General features: G+C 71.9%; 16 protein-coding genes. 6 read left to right on the forward strand and 10 right to left on the reverse strand.

Features of this window, described 5'->3' with window-relative positions; genetic code table 11:
• Positions 1 to 41: 41 nt before the first annotated feature.
• The 10 genes from ACXJKD_RS08750 to ACXJKD_RS08795 form a co-directional block, all read right to left on the reverse strand.
• Positions 42 to 578 carry an N-acetyltransferase family protein gene (locus tag ACXJKD_RS08750; RefSeq protein WP_457254091.1) on the reverse strand — a complete coding sequence of 179 codons (537 nt, stop codon included), beginning with the start codon at positions 576 to 578 and terminating at the stop codon, positions 42 to 44.
• Between the two features lie 54 nt (positions 579 to 632).
• The gene (locus ACXJKD_RS08755; RefSeq protein ID WP_457254092.1) at positions 633 to 1,205 is read right to left on the reverse strand and encodes a GNAT family N-acetyltransferase; all 573 of its coding nucleotides are present in this window, start codon (positions 1,203 to 1,205) and stop codon (positions 633 to 635) included.
• Positions 1,198 to 2,004, reverse strand: a complete 807-nt coding sequence (proC, locus tag ACXJKD_RS08760; protein ID WP_457254093.1) for a pyrroline-5-carboxylate reductase — start codon at positions 2,002 to 2,004, stop codon at positions 1,198 to 1,200. Before proC ends, ACXJKD_RS08755 begins: the two co-directional genes overlap by 8 nt.
• A 57-nt stretch (positions 2,005 to 2,061) precedes the next feature.
• Positions 2,062 to 3,012 (reverse strand): proline dehydrogenase family protein, encoded by a 951-nt coding sequence (locus tag ACXJKD_RS08765; RefSeq protein WP_457254094.1) that lies wholly within the window; start codon positions 3,010 to 3,012, stop codon positions 2,062 to 2,064.
• Between the two features lie 96 nt (positions 3,013 to 3,108).
• Entirely contained in the window at positions 3,109 to 6,351 is a 3,243-nt protein-coding gene (locus ACXJKD_RS08770) for a PKD domain-containing protein (RefSeq protein WP_457254095.1), read from the reverse strand.
• A gap of 261 nt (positions 6,352 to 6,612) precedes the next feature.
• Entirely contained in the window at positions 6,613 to 7,347 is a 735-nt protein-coding gene (locus tag ACXJKD_RS08775) for an ABC transporter permease (protein ID WP_457254096.1), read from the reverse strand.
• Positions 7,344 to 8,069, reverse strand: coding sequence for an ABC transporter ATP-binding protein (locus tag ACXJKD_RS08780; RefSeq protein WP_457254097.1), 726 nt, complete (start codon positions 8,067 to 8,069; stop codon positions 7,344 to 7,346). The genes ACXJKD_RS08775 and ACXJKD_RS08780 overlap by 4 nt, the downstream gene beginning before the upstream one ends.
• 169 nt (positions 8,070 to 8,238) lie before the next feature.
• Complete coding sequence (locus tag ACXJKD_RS08785) at positions 8,239 to 8,832, reverse strand: TetR/AcrR family transcriptional regulator (RefSeq protein WP_457254098.1); 594 nt, start codon at positions 8,830 to 8,832, stop codon at positions 8,239 to 8,241.
• On the reverse strand, positions 8,829 to 9,647 hold the full coding sequence (locus ACXJKD_RS08790) for a sugar phosphate isomerase/epimerase family protein (RefSeq protein WP_457254099.1): 819 nt from the start codon (positions 9,645 to 9,647) through the stop codon (positions 8,829 to 8,831). The genes ACXJKD_RS08785 and ACXJKD_RS08790 overlap by 4 nt, the downstream gene beginning before the upstream one ends.
• A gap of 24 nt (positions 9,648 to 9,671) precedes the next feature.
• On the reverse strand, positions 9,672 to 10,598 hold the full coding sequence (locus tag ACXJKD_RS08795) for a Ppx/GppA phosphatase family protein (RefSeq protein WP_457254100.1): 927 nt from the start codon (positions 10,596 to 10,598) through the stop codon (positions 9,672 to 9,674).
• A gap of 142 nt (positions 10,599 to 10,740) precedes the next feature.
• Between ACXJKD_RS08795 and ACXJKD_RS08800 the strand changes: the two genes are divergently transcribed.
• From ACXJKD_RS08800 to ACXJKD_RS08825, 6 genes are all read left to right on the forward strand, one after another.
• Complete coding sequence (locus ACXJKD_RS08800) at positions 10,741 to 11,541, forward strand: hypothetical protein (protein WP_457254101.1); 801 nt, start codon at positions 10,741 to 10,743, stop codon at positions 11,539 to 11,541.
• A gap of 28 nt (positions 11,542 to 11,569) precedes the next feature.
• Positions 11,570 to 12,277: a class I SAM-dependent methyltransferase gene (locus tag ACXJKD_RS08805; protein ID WP_457254102.1), complete on the forward strand. Its 708-nt coding sequence runs from the start codon at positions 11,570 to 11,572 to the stop codon at positions 12,275 to 12,277.
• Positions 12,278 to 12,383: 106 nt separating this feature from the next.
• Positions 12,384 to 12,812 carry an SRPBCC family protein gene (locus ACXJKD_RS08810; RefSeq protein ID WP_457254103.1) on the forward strand — a complete coding sequence of 143 codons (429 nt, stop codon included), beginning with the start codon at positions 12,384 to 12,386 and terminating at the stop codon, positions 12,810 to 12,812.
• A gap of 48 nt (positions 12,813 to 12,860) precedes the next feature.
• Positions 12,861 to 14,246, forward strand: coding sequence for a DNA repair protein RadA (radA, locus tag ACXJKD_RS08815; RefSeq protein ID WP_457254104.1), 1,386 nt, complete (start codon positions 12,861 to 12,863; stop codon positions 14,244 to 14,246).
• A gap of 43 nt (positions 14,247 to 14,289) precedes the next feature.
• On the forward strand, positions 14,290 to 15,366 hold the full coding sequence (gene disA, locus ACXJKD_RS08820; protein ID WP_457254105.1) for a DNA integrity scanning diadenylate cyclase DisA: 1,077 nt from the start codon (positions 14,290 to 14,292) through the stop codon (positions 15,364 to 15,366).
• Entirely contained in the window at positions 15,363 to 16,265 is a 903-nt protein-coding gene (locus ACXJKD_RS08825; RefSeq protein ID WP_457254106.1) for an A/G-specific adenine glycosylase, read from the forward strand. The genes disA and ACXJKD_RS08825 overlap by 4 nt, the downstream gene beginning before the upstream one ends.
• Position 16,266 lies beyond the last annotated feature (1 nt).

Below are 16,266 nucleotides of genomic sequence, written 5' to 3' on the forward strand. Positions count from 1 at the left end.
CCTTTTGCATGAGATAGCGCCACGGGGCATACCGACGGCTCTCAGAGGTTGGGGACGCCGCGGTCCTCGCCGAGCGGCAGCACCATGGCCACCTCGTCCTCGTCGTCGTCGGCACCCTTGACCCGCATCGGACGACGGCTGTCGGTTGGTCGGAACCCGAACCCGCTCGCGAACGCGACGGCGCGACCGTTGTCGGCGCCGACCCAGTAGGCGAGGTGGCTGCGGCCCTCTTTCCGCGCGGCATCGGCGCCGGCCTGCACGAGCTGGCTGGCGACCCCCGTGCCACGAGCGGCAGGGGCCACCCACAGGCCGAAGAGCTCGGCCACCTTCGCGTTCTCCTTCTCACCCTCCTGGCGGGCTTGGCCGAGGCTGGCGACCCCGACCGGGGCGCCGTCCTGCTCGGCGAGCAGCCGCTGGCTGCGCCGCATCCGGGTGCGCCAGAAGTCCTCGTCGTAGGCGCGTTCCTCGTCGACGGTGGCCACGAAGGCCTCAGGCGATTCCTCGAGCGCGTTCAGCCGCACCGATCGGTACTGCTCCCACTCGTCCTCACCCAGGGCACGCACGGAGATGTCGCTCATGACCCCACTGTCGCACGACGGAGGGCTCTTTCGTCATGGGGGTTTGCCGAGTGTTCAACCAGAGCCGACTGGCAGCTCGCTGAGCAGGAGCTCCATCTCGAACTCCGTCACCGCGGGCTGGTGCGGCAGCTCGCCGGTCCGCCCCGTGCGGGTGAACCCGACGCGTTCGTAGAAGCCGATTGCGCGCTCGTTGTCGTCGGCCACGGCGAGCGTGACCCGGCGCACGCCGGCGCGACGGGCGTGGTCGATGAGGGCTCGCACGAGCCGGTCCGCCACCCCCCGGCCCCTCGCGTGGGAGGCCACCCACATCGCCACCAGGTGGGTCTCGTCGTCGGGCTGGTCGGGGGCGTGGAACGACGTGACCGCCCCCACCGGCAGCTCTCCCTCGAAGGCCAGCCACCCGTGGCTGTCGCCCATCCGCTCGACCCACAGCTCGTCGGGAAAGGCCACCTCCCGGGCGAAGGTGCTGCCGTAGGCGAGTGGGGTGTCGAGCAACATGGCCAGCCGCACGGCGCGATGGACCTGCCAGACGGACGGCTCGACCGGCTGGATGGTCAGGCCGGGGTCTCGCCCCGGGTGCCGCCCGGTGGTGGGCGCACCACCCGACCCACTTGTCGGGTCAGTCATTCCCCGACGCCAGCTCGTGCGAGCGGTTGGCCGCGGCCTCCATCGCCGTGATGAACGCGGCGCGGACCTTGTGGTCGTCGAGCTGGCGCAGCGCCGCGGCGGTGGTCCCGCCGGGCGAGGTGACCTGCTCACGCAGGACGGTCGGGTGCTGACCGGTCTCGCGCATCATCGTCGCCGCGCCGAAGAGGGTCTGGACGACCAGCTCGGTCGCGGTCGGGCGGGGCAGGCCGAGCACGACGCCGGCCTCGATCATCGCCTCGACGACGTAGAAGATGTAGGCGGGGCCACTGCCGCTGATCGCCGTGACGGCGTCCTGGTGCTTCTCGGCGACCTGGACCACCCGGCCACAGGACCGCAGCAGCTCCGACGCCTCGTCGAGGTGCGCGGCGTCCGCGCTGCGACCGGGGCTGACGGCGGCCATCCCCTGGTCGACCAGGGCCGGCGTGTTGGGCATGACGCGGACGACCGCCACTCCGGCGGGCAGCCGGCTCTCGAGGTACTGCGTGGGGATGCCGGCGGCCAGGCTCACGACGAGGTTGCCGGGGGACACGTGGTCGCCGATCTCCTCGACCAGGCCGCCCATGTCCTGGGGCTTCACGACGAGGACCAGGGTGTCGGCGGCCTCGGCGGCCTCGATGTTGGACATCGCCCGCACGCCGTAGCGCTGGGCGAGCTCGTCGGCGCGATCGGGCCGGCGCGCGGTCACGATCAGCTCGTCGGCGCTGCGCCCGGACCGGATCAGTCCCGACAGCAGCGTCTCGCCCATCACTCCGGCACCGAGTATCGCCACAGTTCCCATGCCGGCAGTCTTCCAGTCGCGGCGGTCCCGGTGCGCGCGATATCCGCCCGAGCCGGCCTAGTTCTTGGTGGCCAGGCCGCGCAGGAAGAACATCGTGTTGGCGGGGCGCTCGGCCATGCGGCGCATGAGGTAGCCGTACCACTCCTCGCCGTACGGGATGTAGACCCGCATCTGGTTGCCCCGGTCCGCGATCCGCTTCTGCTCCTCGGGGCGGATGCCGTAGAGCATCTGGAACTCGTAGCTGTCGGGGTCGCGCCGGTGGTGGGCGGCCAGGGCCCCGGCGATCTCGACGAGTCGGGGGTCGTGGCTGGCGACCATCGGGTAGCCCTCGCCGCCCATCAGGATCTTGAGGCAGCGCACGTAGCTCTGGTCGACGTCGCCGCTGCTCTGGTAGGCGACCGACTCGGGTTCCTTGTAGGCGCCCTTGCAGAGCCGGACCCGACTGCCCTCGTGGGCCAGGTCGCGGCAGTCGCCTTCGCTGCGGTGCAGGTAGGACTGGATCACGGCGCCCACCCACGGGAAGTCCTGACGCAGCTCGCGCAGGGCCTCCAGGGTGGCGTCGGTGGTGGTGTGGTCCTCCATGTCGAGGGTGACCGTGGTCCCGGCGTTCGCCGCGGCCTGACAGATCTCGCGGGCGTGCTCGAGCGCGATCTTGTCGCCGTCGCCGGGCAGGTACTGGCCGAGCGCCGACAGCTTGAGGCTGACCTCGCCCATGCCGTGCTGCGACAGGTCGGCGTCGGCGAGCGCCTTGAGCAGCTCGATGTAGTGGTCGCGGGTGCGGATGGCCTGGGTGAGGTCGGTCGTGTCCTCACCGAGGTAGTCGATGGTCGCCAGGCGGTTGGTCGCCCTCAGCTCCGCCGTCGCCGACACGGCATCCTCGGTGCGGTCGCCCGGGACGAACCGCCTGACCACGCTTCGGCTGACCGGCGCCTTCTCGATCGTCTGTCGCACAGCATCGCTCTTGGAGAGCTGGAGCAGGCTGTTGCGCAGCAGGTCACTGGCGTCCACGGGGGTCCTTCCATCCGGCGGCCGTGGGGGGTCACGACCGTCGACAAGGCTAACCGCCCCGCGGCACCGGTGCTGCGCGGGCTGGTGCACCCCGGGTCAGGGCGCGTCCGCGCGGAAGTCGGGCACCGAGAGGGTGATGGGTGAGTTGGTCGCCGACCCGGACAGGAAGGCGTAGAGGCCGACGGCGCCAGGAGACTGCAGACTGGCGGTCGAGTCCGTCGTCGTCGTCGTCCACGCCGTGGGCTCCGCCGTGTTGGCCTTCCAGACCTTGCCGTTCAGGGTCGTCGTGCCGCCGCCGACCGCCTGGACGCGGAGCGACAGGGCGTCGCCGGCGGCGACGACCACGCCGGGCAGGGGCACGCTCGTGAGGATCGTCTCGACGCCCCCGACCGTGCGAGCCAGGTATGCCGTGGTGTCAGCGCCCGTCACGCGCACCTTCACGCGGTAGTCGGAGGTGCCCACCCGGCGCACGACGGCCGAGGCGTAGACGCCACCCCCGGTGGCCGGCTTGTCGAAACCGAGGGTGGTGCGCAGGTCGACGTCCCGTGCCGAGGTGGACGTGAGGTAGGCGGACGGCCCCGACGAGGCCGCGAGCAGCATCGTGCCGGCCCCGTTCCCCACCGCGAAGTTGCTCGCCGCAGTGGTCAGGGTCCAGGTGCCACCGGTGTCGGCCTGGCCCCAGCCGCCGGCGACCGTGCGGTTGAAGGTGTCGATCGCGATGACGCTGGCCGCTGCGACGGTGACCTGGCGGGTGGTGCTGCTGGTGGCGCCCTGGTTGTCCGTCACGGTGAGCTGCGCGGTGTAGGTGCCCGGCGCGGCATACGTGTGGCTCGGGGTGACCCCGTTTCCCGTGGGGGTGCCGTCCCCGAAGTTCCACGAGTAGCCCGTCACCGACCCGTCCTGGTCGCTCGACCCGGACCCGTCGAACGAGGCGCTGAGCCCGGCAGCGCTCCAGGTGAAGGAAGCTGTCGGCGGCTGGTTGCCGCCACCCCCACCGTTGCGCAGGGCGTACTGGGCCTGGATCGTCGCCTGCGACAGCGCCGTCGGGTAGACGGCTACCTCGTCCACGCTGCCGACGAAGTTGTTGGACGCCGGTCGCGGGGTCCAGCCGGGACGACCGTCGTCGGTGCCGAGGACGTCGCCGCCGAGCCGCCAGTAGCCGAGGTAGGCCTCACCCGCCGTGGTGCCGGTGTTCGAGCCGACGAGGTTGCCGTCGACGTAGAGGCGCATGCCGGCGCTGCTCATCGTCGCCGTGAGCATGTGCCACAGGTTGTTGTTGTAGGCCGACGGGCTGATCACCGTGCGCAGGGTGCCGTCCTGCCCGTAGACGCCGAAGACGATCCGTCCGGAGTTGTCCATGTACAGGTGCCGGTCGCGGTGGGCCGACTTGCCGTTCTGGAGGTCGCTGAAGCCAAGGATCCGGCCACCGCTGCCGGTGGACGTGCGGACCCACACCTGGGAGGTGAAGGTGTCCGGGGCCGTCTCGGACCCGAGGGCGTAGACCCGGCTGAAGTCGTTGTTCGTGAGGGCCGCCGCGGTGTCGCCGGCGATGGCGCCGGACTGGTTCCACTGGATCCCGGTGTCGCCACGGCCGTCGGTCACCCCGATGCCGGTCGTGGCGGCGGTACCGGCCGCGCGGTCGTTGATCGTCAGCCCCGAGGTCTCGTTCATCGGCCAGTAGATGCGGGCCCCGTTGGCCCGCACCGACTGCGCGTAGCCGTTGCTGGGGCTCGACGACGTCGGCATCGTGATGCTCGCGTTGGCGCCGAAGACCGTGTTGCCACTGGGGTCGTTGGCGATGAGCTGGTAGGTGTAGGTGGCGCCCGGAGTCAGGCCAGTGTCGACGAAGCCGACTGCGGGCAGCGACCACCAGGTCGAGTTCGCGGTGGTCGTCAGGCGCGGCGAGCCGGTGGCCCCGTTGCGGATCAGGCGGTAGGTCAGCGTGTAGTCGTCCCGGTCGTAGCCGGCCGTCCAGCTCACCCGCACCGTCGACGACGAGGTGGCCACGAGCCTGGGCACGAAGGTCCCACCGGAGAAGCGCGGGCCCTCCTTGTTGGGCGCCAGGCCACGGCGGGCGAAACGCACGAGGCCTTGCTGGCCGACGCCGTTCACGGTCGGGAACTCCCCGCCGTAGACGACGTAGTCGTTGTTGCCGGCGATGTTCCAGCCGGCCTGGTACTGCCCGGTGTAGCTGCCCATCGTCATGTCGGGGTTCCAGCTGACGATCGACGGCGCGTTGGTGCCGCGCCAGTTCGGGTAGCCGAGGCTGTCGCTGAGGATCTGGCCACCGACCGCGTCGGTCCAGGCCTGGGAGTGCTGGAACTTCCACTGCGGGTACTGCGGTGCGCCGCCGCCCATGGCGCCGCAGTAGTGCTCGTGGCTGGCCGTGTAGGCGACCCCGCCCATCAGGTAGACCGAGTAGTTGTCGCCGTGGCAGGCGGTCACCCAGACGAGCGTGGAGTTCGTGATCGGGAGCTTGAAGGCGCCCTCGAGGTTGGCCCCGTTGCCGAACGACCACGACGTGCCGTAGACGAAGTTGCCCTGGACCCGCAGGCTGCTGATCCCCGTGTCCGGGCCACGGTTGTTCACGGCCGGGTCCCAGGTCGGGTCGAGAGCGCCCGTCGCCCCGTTGATCTTGGCGAGCCCGATGGCGGACTGACCACCGACGTTCTGGAAGGACCCGCCGGCGAACACCCACTGGCCGTCACCGGATACTGCGATCGCCCACACGGTGTAGTCGGCGTTGGGGTTCCAGGGCAGGACCGCCCCGTCCGAGGCCCGGAAGGCGGCGAGGTTGTTGCGCAGCTGCCCGTTGCCGAGTCCCGCGAAGCCACCGCCGACGTAGACGGAGTCGGCCGTCGCGATGACGGCCCGCGCCTGCGAGTTGACCCCCGTGGGGTTGAAGGCCGTGCTCAGCGCCCCGGTGGCGGTGTCGAACGCAGCCACCCGCCGGCGGGCCTGTCCGTTGATCGACGTGAAGTCACCGGCGACGTAGATGCGGCTGCCGTCCGGAGACGCCGCGACCGACAGGATCTGGGCGTTGACCTGCGGCGCGAAGGACGTGACCAGCGCACCCGTGGTGATGTTGTAGGCGAGGAGGTTGCTGCGCGCCACGAGGTTGGTCCCCGGCGCCGAGCCGGCCGGACGGGCGCTGCTGAAGGACCCCGCGGCATACACGGTGTTGCCCACCACCGCCTGTGACCAGACCACACCGTTGACCTGGACGGTGGGCAGCGCGTCGGCGCTGACCGCGGAGACGGGCACCGGGACCACGGGGGCGGGCGCGGCCGAGGCAGCCGTTGCTGCACCGACCAGGGCGGCGGCGCACAGCGACACCACGCCCACCGCGCTCGTCAGAGACCTGAGAACGTTGCTTCGCGACATCGCGCACCCCGACCACCACGGGTGACGGTCTAGCGGGGTGAGCTCGTGGCTTCCCGTCACGGATCACGGTCGCGGGCACGACGCACCGCCACCGGCCCGACAAACCACATCTCGGCCACACAAGTGCCCCCCTGCAGGAGCCCCTCTGTCGGGCGATTTCACGGTAACTCCGGGCGGGCGGCACGGGGTCCGCCGAAGAACGTAGGAACGAGCAGGTCAGGCGGTGCGTCGGCGCAGGGTGAGGCTGCCGAGGACCAAGGCCACCAGCACCCACAGCGCGATCACGGCGGCATCCCCCGCCACGTCGGCACCCGGGCTGGCACTGGCGGTGACCGACTTCATCGCGTCGACGGCATACGACAGGGGCAGCACGTCCGACACCCACCGCAGGACGTCCGGCAGGCGGTCGCGGGCGACGATCAGGCCGCACAGGAGGAACTGCGGCAGGACGAACGCCGGCATGAACTGGACCGCCTGGAACTCGGTGCGGGCGAACCCGCTGGCGAGCAGGCCGAGCGCTGTCCCGAGCAGCGCGTCGAGCACGGCCACGGCGACGAGCTGCCACAGCGGCCCGGCGACGTCGAGCCCGCACACGTAGACCGCGAACGCGGTCGCGATCAGGGCCTGGAGCACCGCCATCACGCCGAACGCGAGGGCGTAGCCGAACATGAAGTCGCCCTTGCCCATCGGCGTGGTCAGGAGACGCTCGAGGGTGCCGGACGTCCGTTCCCGGAGCGTGGCGATGCTCGTCACGATGAACATCACGACGAACGGGAACACCCCGAGCAGCGAGGCGCCGAGACCGTCGAACACCGGCGTCCCCTCGAAGATCCACGCCAGCAACCCGACGAGCACGCAGGGCACGACGAGCATGAGCCCGATCGTCCGGTGGTCGGCCCGGAGCTGGGCGAGGACCCGCCCGGCGGTGACGAGGGTGCGGTGGGCGTTCATCGTGCCTCCTGGGCAGCGCGGTCGATCAGGGCCAGGAACGCCTGCTCGGCGTCGTCGGTGCCGGTCCGGGCGAGGAGGGCCGGCAGGGTGTCGTCGGCGAGGATCTGGCCCTCTCGGAGCAGCAGCAACCGGTCGCAACGACTCGCCTCGTCCATGACGTGGCTCGACACGAGCAGCGAACGGCCTTGTGCCGCAAGGCGGTGGAAGAGCTCCCACAGGTCGCGACGAAGGACGGGGTCGAGCCCGACCGTGGGTTCGTCGAGCACGAGCAGCTCCGGGTCGCCGACCAGTGCGGCCGCGAGCGAGACGCGCGAGCGCTGGCCCCCGGAGAGGTTGCCGACGAGGGCGTCGGCGTGGCTGGTGAGGTCCACGGCCTCGATCGCCTCGTCGGCGGCCGCGACCCGGACGCCGAGGATGCTGGCGAAGTAGCGCACGTTGGCCCGCACCGACAGGTCGTCGTAGACGCTGGGGCTCTGGGTGACGTAGCCGATCCGGCGGCGCAGGGACGGCGACCCGGCCGGCTCGCCGAGCACCGTGATCTCGCCGGACTCGACCACCTGGACGCCGACGACGGCGCGGATCAGGGTGGACTTGCCACTCCCGCTGGGGCCGAGCAGCCCGACGACCTGGCCCGCCGGGACCGTCACGGACAGGTCGGGCAGCACCTCGCGACTGCCCCGCACGACGCGGAGGTTCGCGATCTCGATGACGTTTTTCATCATGCGATGAATATAGCGCCGGGAGCGCCTGCCGACAAGACCTTTCGGCCTCGTCGCACCTTTCGGCCTCGTCGCCGGACGACCACGCTCGGGCGCGTGGGGACCAGCGCGAGCACAGCCCAGCCGCGGTGGCAGCGAGCGTGGTCGTCGGGCGGTATGCCGCGGGCTCGCCCTACGGGGCGAGGTAGCGCTGGATGGTGGGCCCGACCAGCGCGGCCAGCTCGTCGTGCGTCGCGTCGACGACGGCCGGGAACTCCACGATGTAGCGCATCATCGCCAGCCCGATCATCTGCGAGGCCGCGAGCCCGGCCCGCACCTCCAGCCCGGCTGACGGCTCCCCCTCGGTGGACAGCTCGCGCACCACCCGCCCGAACACCTCACGGGTGAGGAACTCACGCAGCATCCGGGTGGCGTCCTCGTGGGTGACCGCCGCCCGCACGAGGGCCTGGAACCGCTGCCGGCCCTCCTCGGAGTCCCACACCGCGAGGAAGGTGCGCACGAGCGACTCGCCGACCTGGTCGCGGGGGCCGGAGACCACCGCGCTGATGAGAGCCGCAGGGTCGGCAGGGATGTCCATCACCGCCGCGAACAGCTGCGGCTTGCCACCGAAGTAGTGGTGCACGAGGGCCGGGTCGACCTCGGCCCGGCGCGCGATCCCGCGCAGCGACGTGCCGTCATAGCCCTGTTCGGCGAAGTCGACCCGCGCCGCCTCGACGATGGCCTGCCGGGTGTCGACGCCGCCCGGCCGGCGTCCTCGGGGACTCATGAGACGTCTGCCGTGGACGCGGTGGCGAGGTGGAGGCGCGCGAACGCGAGGGCCTCGGCCAGGTCGACCTCCCGCTGGTCGGGCGTCAGCTTGCGGGTGCCGACCTCCACGACGACCGACCCCGCGAAACGCCTGAACGCCAGCATCTCGAGGAACTCGGCGCACGGCTGGCTGCCGCGGCCGGGCACGAGGTGCTCGTCCTTGAGGGAGCCGAGGCCGTCGGCGAGGTGCACGTGGCGCAGCCGCGGACCGAGGGCCGCGGCCATGGCCATGGCGTCCGAGCCCGCGGTCGACGTGTGCGACAGGTCGAGCGTGACGTTGTCGTAGGCCTGCGGCACCGGGTCCCAGTGGGGCAGGTAGGCCTCGAACTCCCGCTGCCGGGCCCGCCACGGGAACATGTTCTCGACGGCCAGGGCGATGCCGGTCTCGTGCTCACGCAGCGCCACCCCCTCGACGAACTCCGCCGCGTACTCCTTCTGCCAGCGGAACGGCGGGTGCAGCACGACCGTGGACGCCCCGACCTCCTGGGCCAGGGCGATCGAGTTGTCCACCTTGGTCCACGGGTCCGGTCCCCAGATGCGCTGGGTCAGCAGGAGGGTGGGCGCGTGCACCGACACGACGGGTATGCCGTGCAGCTCGGAGAGTGCCGCGAGCGCACCGGCCTCCTGGGAGACCGGATCGGTCCACACCATGACCTCGAGGGCGTCGTAGCCCAGACGCGCTGCGGTGGCGAAGCCGGCGGCGCACGTGTCGGGGTAGACCGAGGCGGTCGACAGAGCCACCGTGGCCCCAGGGATCGACACCGCTCCAGCCATGCCCCCGAGCCTAGCGAGCGGCCCTCAGCCCATCGTGTCGAGCCTGCTGAGGATGACTCCCTCGCGCAGCGCCCACGGGCAGATCTCCAGGCGGTCGAGGTCGAGCAGGTCCATCGCGGCCTCGGCGACGAGCGCACCCGCGAGCAGCTGGTGCGACCGACTGGCCGAGACGCCGGACAGCCCGGTGCGCTGGCGGGAGGTCATCGACCCGAGGTCGCTGACGAGTGAGGCGAGCGCCACGCGCTCGAGGCTGCGCGCGGCATACGGACCGTCGCTGCTCGGGGCGGCGCCGGTGACGCGCGCCAGCGAGCGCATCGTCTTGGAGGTGCCGACGGCACGGTCGGCGGTGCCGGCCTTGGCCAGCGGGCGCATCGCCGCGGCGAGCCGTTGACGGATGACGCGGCGCGCCTCGCGAACCACGTCGGCGCCGGGCGGGTCCCCCGGGAGGAGGTCACGGGTGAGCCGACCGGCCCCCAACGGCAGGGACACCGCGGCATCGGGCTCCTCGTCCATGCCGGCCGCGAGCTCGAGGGAGCCCCCGCCGATGTCGACGACGAGCAGGGTGCCGCTCGACCAGCCGAACCACCGCCGGGCGGCCAGGAACGTCAGCCGCGCCTCGTCCTCGCCGGACAGCACCTGGAGGGCCACCCCGGTCGCCGCCCGCACGCGGGCGAGCACCTCCTCGCCGTTGGGGGCCTCACGGATGGCGCTGGTGACGAACGCCATGACCTCCTCGACCCCCTGGTCCTCCGCGACCGCCAGGCACTCGTGGATGAAGCCGGTGAGCGCGGCCTCCCCGGTCTCGGCGATGTCACCCGCGTCGCTCACGTGCTCGGAGAGCCTCAGCTCGATCTTGTGCGACGTCGCCGGCAGGGGCTGGGCGCCCCGGTGGGCGTCCACGACGAGCAGGTGGACCGTGTTGGAGCCGACGTCGATGACTCCGAGGCGCATGGGTGCACGCTACGACACCCGGGGCGCTCGCGGGCAGCACCGGCTGGGCGGGGCGTCGCGGTGGTCTGGCGACGGCGTCGGCGACAGACCGGCATACGGGCCAATCCTGAGGAGTGGCAAGGCACGACGTAGGGTTACGGACGTGGCAGAGACCCCGCTCGACACGGCCCGGATCTGGGTGGAGTTCACCGACCCCGCCGACTCGGGGCAGCGGTTCCGCTGCGACCTGACCTGGCTGACGTCGAGCTGGACGTGCATCTTCGGCAGCGGGTGCAAGGGCATCTACGCCGGTCGGCCGGACGACGGCTGCTGCACCCTGGGCGCCCACTTCACCGACGACGACGACATCAAGCGGGTGAAGAAGGCCGTCAAGGAGCTCGGCGAGGACGAGTGGCAGCTGCACCCCGGCTCCACCAAGGTCGGCGCCTGGACCGAGAAGGAGGACGACGCCCTCAAGACCAAGGTGGTCGACGGCGCGTGCATCTTCCTCAACCGGCCCGGGTTCCCTGCGGGCGCGGGCTGCGCGCTGCACCAGCACGCCGTCCTCACCGGCAAGGAGCCGCACACGGTCAAGCCCGACGTGTGCTGGCAGCTGCCGATCCGCCGCACCTACCGCAAGGTCGAGCTCCCCGACGGCTCGAGCTGGCAGGAGGTCAGCATCACCGAGTACGACCGGCGCGGCTGGGGGCCCGGCGGCCACGACCTCGACTGGTACTGCTCCAGCAACCCCGAGGCGCACGTGGGGCGTGAGCCGGTCTTCCGAAGCAACCGCGGCGAGCTCGTCGAGCTGATGGGCGAAGAGGCGTACGGCGAGCTGGAGATCCGCTGCGAGGCGCACCTCGCCAGCGTGAAGGCAGCGCGAAACGCCTACTCCCGCAAGATGTTGCCGCTCCTGGTCCACCCGGCGACGCTGGCCGCCCAAGAGGCGCGCAAGGGCCGGTGACCACCACGACGATGAGCGCACCGAGACGATGAGCACCGACTCGGGTCGGTCCGAGCCGACGCGCAGCCCGAACATCTGGGAAGCCCCCGACGTCTACGAGGTCGAGAACCTCGGGGTCGACCGGGCCGGCCTGCTCGAGTCGGCCATGGACGCCCTGCACCCGTTCGCCGGGGCCGACCTGGTCGACGTGGGGTGCGGCACGGGGTTCCACCTCCCCCGCTTCGCCGCACTCGGGTGCGCCAGCGTGGTGGGTGTCGAACCCCACCCGCCGCTCCTCTCGATCGCCGAGCGTCGCGTCGCCGGTATGCCGTCGGTGCAGGTCCGCGAGGGCGTCGCCCAGGCGCTGCCGCTGGCCGACGCGTCGGTCGACCTCGCCCACGCCCGGTGGGCCTACTTCTTCGGGGCCGGCTGCGAGCCCGGCCTGCGCGAGCTGGACCGCGTCGTGCGACCCGGTGGCACGGCATACGTGATCGACAACGACGCCACGCGCTCGACCTTCGGACGCTGGTTCTCCCGCGCCAACCCGTCCTACGACGCCGCCGCCGTGGAGCGGTTCTGGGCGCGGCAGGGCTGGTCGCGCGAGCGCCTCACGATCTCGTGGGAGCTCGACTCACGGGAGGACTTCGAGGAGGTCGTGCGCATCGAGTTCTCCGAGACCGCCGCCGAGGGGATCCTCGCCGAGCACGACGGCACGGGCGTCGACTACGCGGTCAACCTGTGGTGGCGCCGCTACTGAAGAGTCGTCAAGGGGTCACGACCGACGGTGTGACCACTGGGGTGGACAGCGCCGCCGACCCGGTACAGGGTGGAAGAACCGGACACCCCTGACCACAGGAGGCACCATGACCGAGCACGTCGCCACCGCGAACACCACCGTCGACGCCGACCCCGACCGGGTCTGGCAGGCGATGACCGACCCCAAGCTGGTCGCCGAGTACATGATGGGTAGCGAAGTGGCCAGCGACTGGCAGCCAGGCAGCCCGATCACGTGGAGCGGCGAGTGGGAGGGCAAGCCCTACCAGGACAAGGGTGAGGTGCTGCAGGCCGAGCCCGGGAGGCTGCTCGAGGTCACCCACTACAGCCCGCTGACCGGTGCCGACGACGTGCCCGAGAACTACCACACGGTCCGCTACGAGCTCTCCCCGTCCGGCGACGGCACGACGCTGAAGCTGACCCAGGACGGGTGTGACAGCGCCAAGCAGGCCGAGGAGTTCTCGCAGAACTGGCAGGGCATGCTCGACGGCCTCAAGAAGGTCGCCGAGGGCCACTGACCCCCGCCCTTCACCGGGTTGTCGGCGGCCCCCCGTAGGTTGTCGCCCATGGCAGCGAAGACGTCGACCAGGTCGAGCGGTTTCCGCTGCTCCGAGTGCGGGTGGACCACCGTCAAGTGGGTCGGCCGCTGTGGCGAGTGCCAGTCGTGGGGCAGCGTCAGCGAGATCGGCGCGGTCACCGTCCGCACCACCGCCGCCACCCGCGTCGAGCGGCCCGCCGTGCCGATCGGCCAGGTCGACGCCCGCCGGGCCGAAGCGCAGAGCACCGGCGTCGGCGAGTTCGACCGCGTGCTCGGTGGCGGGCTGGTGCCGGGCGCCGTCGTCCTCGTCGCCGGTGAGCCCGGCATCGGCAAGTCCACCCTGCTCCTCGACGTGGCCGCCCGCGCCGCCCGCTCGGGCGAGGGGCGCAAGGTCCTCTACGTCACGGGCGAGGAGTCGGCCGCCCAGGTGCGGATGCGGGCCGAGCGGATCGAGGCGATGGCCGCGACCTTGTTCCTCGCCGCGGAGACCGACCTCGCCACCGTGCTCGGCCAGATCGACGAGGTCCAGCCCGACCTCGTCATCGTCGACTCGGTGCAGACCATCGCCAGCGGCGAGGTCGAGGGCTCCGCGGGCAACGTCACCCAGGTGCGCGAGGTGGCCGCCTCACTGATCCAGGTGGCCAAGGCCCGCGGCATCGCCACCCTCCTCGTCGGGCACGTCACCAAGGACGGCTCCATCGCCGGTCCTCGCGTCCTCGAGCACCTGGTCGACGTCGTGGTGCAGTTCGAGGGCGACCGGCACTCGCGGCTGAGGCTCGTCCGGGCGGTCAAGAACCGCTACGGCCCGACCGACGAGGTGGGCTGCTTCGACCTCTCCGACGTGGGCATCGTGGGCCTTCCCGACCCCAGCGGCCTGTTCCTCTCCCGAGGCACGCTGTCGGTCCCCGGCACCTGCGTCACGGTCACGCTCGAGGGCCGTCGGCCGCTGATGACGGAGGTCCAGGCGCTCGTGGCCAAGAGCGAGATCCCCACGCCGCGACGCGCGACGAGCGGGCTCGACTCGGCCCGCGTCTCGATGATCATCGCCGTGCTCGCCAAGCGGGCGCAGGCGCCGATCGGCAACGCCGACGTCTACCTCTCCACCGTCGGTGGCGTCCGCCTGACCGAGCCCGCCTCCGACCTGGCCATCGCCCTCGCCGTGGCCAGCGCGGTCAAGGACCAACCCCTGCCCGACCACGCCATCGCGTTCGGGGAGCTCGGGCTGGCCGGCGAGATCCGACCCGTCTCGGGTATGCCGCGACGGCTCGCCGAGGCCGCCCGGCTCGGGTTCCGCACGGCCTACGTCCCGACCGGGGTGCTGGGCAGTGGACCGACACCCGAGGGCATGCAGGTCGTGGAGTGTGACGACATCCGTGGCGCGGTGCGGGCCGCCCTGCAGCCGACGCACGGTTAGACTCGCGCCAGACCGGACCGGCGGCACCAAAGGGGTTTGACCAGTGGATCTTCGCGAGGACGACGCGCTGCGCGCCACCCTCGCCGCCGTGGCACCGGGTACCGAGTTGCGCGACGGTCTGGAACGCATTCTCCGTGGGCGCACTGGTGCCCTCATCGTGCTCGGGCACGACCGCACCGTGGAGCAGCTCTCCACCGGTGGCTTCCCCCTCGACGTCGAGTTCTCGGCCACCCGGCTGCGCGAGCTCGCGAAGATGGACGGCGGCATCGTGCTCGATCGGGAGGCCTCGCGGATCCTGCGCGCCGCCACCCAGCTGGTGCCCGACCCGTCCATCGAGACCAGCGAGTCGGGCACCCGGCACCGCACCGCAGAGCGGGTGGCCAAGCAGACCGGCTACCCCGTCATCTCGGTGAGCCAGTCGATGCGCATCGTCGCCATCTACGTCGACGGCGGACGCCACGTCCTCGAGGACTCCAGCGCGATCCTCTCCCGCGCCAACCAGGCCCTGCAGACCCTCGAGCGCTACAAGTCACGCCTCGACGAGGTCACCGGCACCCTCTCGGCGCTCGAGATCGAAGACCTCGTCACGGTCCGCGACGTGGCCAGCGTGCTCCAGCGCCTCGAGATGGTGCGCCGCATCCGCGACGAGATCTCCGGCTACGTCGTCGAGCTCGGCGTCGACGGCCGGCTGCTGACCCTCCAGCTCGAGGAGCTCACCGGCGGGCTGGGCAACGACCGCGAGCTCGTCATCCGTGACTACCTGCCGGTCACCAAGGCCGACCTCACGCTCGAGCAGGCGATGGCGGCCCTCGAGGAGCTGACCTCGACCGAGCTGCTCGACCTCGCCGCCGGGGCCAAGGCCGTGGGCTTCGCGGTCGGGGGCGACGCCCTCGACTCGGCCGTGAGCCCGTGCGGCTTCCGGCTGCTGAGCAAGGTGCCCCGACTGCCGGGCGCCATCGTCGACCGCCTGGTCGAGCACTTCGGGAGCCTCCAGAAGCTGCTGGCGGCCAACCTCGAGGAGCTCATGGACGTCGACGGCGTCGGCGAGGGCCGCGCCCGGGCCGTCCGTGAGGGCCTGTCCCGCCTGGCCGAGTCGAGCATCCTCGAACGCTACGTGTGAGCACCGGCACCGCTCCCGAACGTCTGCACCGCGAGGTGCTGGAGTGGTACGCCGTGTCCGCGCGCGACCTGCCGTGGCGACGACCCGACGCCACGGCGTGGGGCATCTTCGTGTCCGAGGTCATGCTCCAGCAGACCCCGGTCGCCCGGGTCGAGCCGGTCTGGCACGCGTGGCTCTCGCGCTGGCCGACCCCGAGCGCGCTGGCCGAGGACGCCCCGGGTGAGGCGGTGCGCGCGTGGGGTCGGCTCGGCTACCCGCGACGCGCGCTGCGGTTGCACGCCGCTGCGGTCGCCATGACCGAGCGCCACGACGGCGCGGTCCCGGCGACCGAGGCCGAGCTGCTCGCCCTGCCCGGCGTCGGCACCTACACCGCCGCCGCCGTCGCGACCTTCGCCTTCGGCGAGCGCACCACCGTCGTCGACACCAACGTGCGCCGCGTGCTGGCTCGCGTCGTCGGCGGTCAGGAGTATGCCGCGCCGTCGCCGACGCGGGCCGAGCTGACCGTCGCCGCCGGGCTGGTGCCTGCCGACGCGGCTCGGGCACGGACGTGGAGCGTGGCGGTCATGGAGCTCGGGGCGATCGTCTGCACCGCCCGTGCGCCCCGGTGCTCGGACTGCCCGGTCGCCGACCTGTGCGCCTGGCAGCTCGCCGGCCGGCCGGCTCACCAGGGTCCGGCCCGCAGGGGTCAGGCGTGGGAGGGCACGGATCGCCAGCTCCGCGGCGCACTCCTGGCCGTGCTGCGCGCCAGCACCGACCCCGTGCCTCGGTCGGCACTGGAAGCGTTGTCGGACAACGAGGTCCAGCGCGAGCGGTGCCTCGACTCCCTGGTGGCCGACGGCCTCGTCGAGCCGCTGCCCCGCGGTCGCTTCCGGCTGCCGGCCTCGCGGGAGGCGAGCTGAG

This window comes from Pedococcus sp. P5_B7, assembly GCF_054049895.1.